General features: G+C 41.0%; 1 pseudogene. It reads left to right on the forward strand.

Annotation, left to right across the window (positions count from 1 at the left end):
* Positions 1 to 2,715 (forward strand): annotated as a pseudogene (locus ACFINK_RS09140) (hypothetical protein); the annotation flags it as partial.

Here is a 2,715-nt window from a genome sequence, read left to right on the forward strand (position 1 = left end):
ACAGGATTCTTTGTTATGGAGCAAGGAAGCCGATGCCTTTGTAGCGCGTCATGAAAAGAGTAAAGAAGAAAAAGGCAGAGCTGTAAGGACACAAGAAAACAGTAGAATTACGTTCCTTGCAAATGGTGAGATTAGCGCTAAATCAACAGATGCTGTAACGGGTAGTCAGCTTTTTGAAACGAATGATAAGGTTGTTACTTATTTAGGAGGCAATGCAGCTTTTAATAATGGTGTGTTTACTGGGCCGACCTATAGTTTATCGGAGATTGATAAAGATGGTAAGATAACAGCCAAACCTTTTACCAATGTTGGTTCAGCTTTTGAAGGACTTGATACAAATATCAAGAATGTCAATCAGAGGATTAAGGAAGTTTCTGAAGGAGTCGCACAGGATTCTTTGAATTGGAATAATGAAGCCAATGCATTTGTAGCTAAGCATGGAACGGAAGGAAACAATAGCAAATTGAAGTTTCTTTTAGATGGAGAAATTTCTAAAGGTTCAACAGAAGCGATCACGGGCAACCAACTTTATTCAATGAATCAAACATTTGCGACCTATTTTGGTGGAGGTGCTGGCTATGAAAATGGAAAATGGGTTGCACCCACCTTCAAACTTAAAACTGTCAATGATGATGGTAGCACTGGTGAGGAAAAGGTTTACAATAGTGTAGCGGAAGCACTTGCAGGTGTTGCAAGTTCTATTACGAATGTTCACAATGATGTGACCAATGTAGTCAGTGATAGTCTTGCCAAGCAGGATGAAAAGACAAAAGTTATCAATATTGGTACAGAAGTAGAAGGCAATGAAATCAATATCGCAAATAAAGACAAAGGGGATAGAATTCTTTCCGGTGTGAAAGAAGCCGTGAGAGGTAATGAAGCTGTTAATAAAGACCAGCTTGATAAAAGTCTGAAGGAGCTTTCTAACAATCTTCAGTCTGATGAATCGGCTGTTGTTCATTACGATAAAACAGGTGATGATAATAGCAGCACTAATTATGCGAGTGTGACTTTGGGTAAAGGTAAGGGTTCTGCACCTGTTGGTTTGCATAATGTTGCCGAAGGTCAGATTAGTGAGAATTCGCATGATGCGGTTAATGGCGGTCAGATTTCTAAGGTTTCTCAGGATATTGCGAAATACTTAGGTGGAGGTACAAGCTTTAAAGATGGTACTTTCACGGGTCCAACCTATAAATTATCCAGTGTTGATGCAAAAGGCGAGGTAGTAGAAAAATCCTATGGTGATGTTGGTTTAGCCATTGAAGGTATTGATACGAATTTCAAGAATGTGAATAACAACCTAACGAATAAGTTTAATGAACTTACTGAAAACATCACGAATATTACTCAGGAAGTTCAAGGCGATGCGCTGTTGTGGGATAAGGACGCAGAGGCGTTTGTAGCGATGCATGGGGACAATAAAGAGAACAGCAAGCTTACATCACTTGCAGCTGGCTCTATAGTATCAGGCTCGAGTGATGCGATTACGGGTGGACAGATTTATGATCTGCAAAAACAGTTTGCTGGCTATTTTGGTGGTGGTGCTGGTTATAATGAGAAAGGCGAATGGCAAGATCCGGATTTCCAAATTCAGACTTTCAGCAATGATGGTACGAAAGGTGATAAGAAGAGCAGTAATAATGTTGCAGGTGCTTTTAATGACATTAATGACAGCATGAGCACTATCAACGCTCGTATTAAGGAAGTTTCAGAAGGAGTTGCACAAGATTCTTTATCATGGAGCAAGGCTGAAGGTGCTTTTGTCGCCTTGCATGGAGAAAAAGATGGTGAGAAGACACACAGCAAAATCACATCACTTGCAAATGGTGATATTACTGCTAGCTCAAGCGATGCTGTAGCAGGAAATCAGCTATATGCTCTAGGTAACAGTGTTGCGCAGTCTTTAGGTGGTGACGCTAGTTATGCAGGTGGCGCTTGGACGGCTCCAAGTTTCAAAGTTAAGATCGTTAATGAGGATGGTACTAAAGTTGAAGAGAAGAAGTATGATACTGTATCGGAAGCATTTGCTGGTGTAGGAACATCTTTTGAGAATCTTCAAAAAGAGTTTACTCAAAACAACACGGAGGTTACTGAAAATATTAAGCAGAATGCGTTGTTGTGGAGTGATTCTGAAAAGGCGTTTGTAGCAACACATGGAGAGGGTGATGAGAAAGGCAACAGTAAAATTAAGTTTCTTTCCAATGGAGAGGTTTCTGCAAGCTCAAGTGAAGCGGTCAATGGTTCTCAGCTTTTTGAGACGAATAAGACTGTTGCAACTTATTTAGGTGGTGGCGCTGAATATAAGGAAGGTCAATGGAGTACTCCAAGCTTCAAAGTTAAGATCGTCAAAGAAGATGGCAGTGCCGTTGAAGAGCAGAGCTATGATGATGTTGCGTCTGCCTTTGCTGGTGTTGGTGATTCATTCATGAATATTCATAAAGAGCTTCAGAATGAGATTAATAAAGTTGTAGGAGATAGTCTTGTTAAGCAGGATGATGCTACGAAGGTAATCAAGATAGGTGGTGAAAAAGAGGGTAGTGCAATCACAATTGCAAACATGAATGGTGATACACGTAGTCTCTCTGGCGTGAAAGCTGGAACACTTTCTGAAGGCTCGACGGAAGCCGTGAATGGTTCACAGCTTTATTCCTTGCATCAGACGCTAGCGATGTATTTAGGAGGAGGAGCTAGCTATGAAGGTGGCGAATGGAGGGC

It is taken from the genome of Bartonella sp. AA16NXGY, assembly GCF_042197325.1.
GTDB lineage: Bacteria > Pseudomonadota > Alphaproteobacteria > Rhizobiales > Rhizobiaceae > Bartonella.